Raw genomic sequence first — 714 nt, 5'->3', positions numbered from 1 at the left:
CGCCTTATCTGTCCGTAGGCTCAAACGTGCCATTTACCTGGGTTGATTGGGCGATTGTTGCAATCGTCGCCATCTCCGCTTTGATCAGTCTAAGCCGCGGCTTCGTAAAAGAAGCACTGTCGTTGCTGACCTGGATCATTGCAGGAGTCGTAGCCTGGATGTTCGGTGGTTCACTGTCGGTCTACCTGGCTGGATACATCGAGACACCTTCGGCTCGCGTCATCGCGGGCTGCGCCATCATGTTCATCGCCACGCTGCTGGTGGGGGCAATGGTCAATTATCTTATTGGCGAGTTGATACGTGTCACCGGCCTCTCCGGGACCGATCGATTTCTCGGCATGGCCTTCGGTGCTGCGCGAGGCGCGTTACTGGTGGTTGTGGCGGTCGGGCTGTTGAGCCTGGGGCCAGTACAGCAGGATTCGTGGTGGCAGGAGTCTGTACTCGTGCCAAAATTTCTATTGGTTGCAGATTGGTCCAAGAACCTCATTTTGGGGTGGAGCAGTCAGTGGCTGGCCAGCGGAATCAGCGTACCCGCTGATCTTCCGTTCAAGGAACACCTCTTGCCGGCCAAAACGCCTCAGTAAGCTGTGTTCAGTCAAGATTCATTAAGTAGGGGTTGCGTCGCATGTGTGGCATCGTCGGTATCGTCGGTAAGTCGAACGTCAATCAGGCGCTGTATGACGCGCTAACCGTCCTCCAGCACCGCGGCCAGGA

At 56.3% G+C, this 714-nt stretch carries 2 protein-coding genes; both read left to right on the top strand.

Features of this window, described 5'->3' with window-relative positions; all coding sequences use genetic code 11:
• Positions 1-26: 26 nt before the first annotated feature.
• On the top strand, positions 27-584 hold the full coding sequence (locus tag CFE47_RS31370) for a CvpA family protein (protein WP_003192538.1): 558 nt from the start codon (positions 27-29) through the stop codon (positions 582-584).
• Positions 585-625: 41 nt separating this feature from the next.
• Positions 626-714 (top strand): hypothetical protein (locus CFE47_RS31365; protein ID WP_286843076.1); only part of this gene is annotated, 89 nt, incomplete at its 3' end.

Origin of the sequence: Pseudomonas sp. PGPPP1, assembly GCF_002255865.1 — a bacterium.
Taxonomy (GTDB): Bacteria; Pseudomonadota; Gammaproteobacteria; order Pseudomonadales; family Pseudomonadaceae; genus Aquipseudomonas; species Aquipseudomonas cremoris.
The sequence above is the reverse complement of the archived record's forward strand: the minus strand, read 5'-3'. Positions and strand labels throughout refer to the sequence as shown.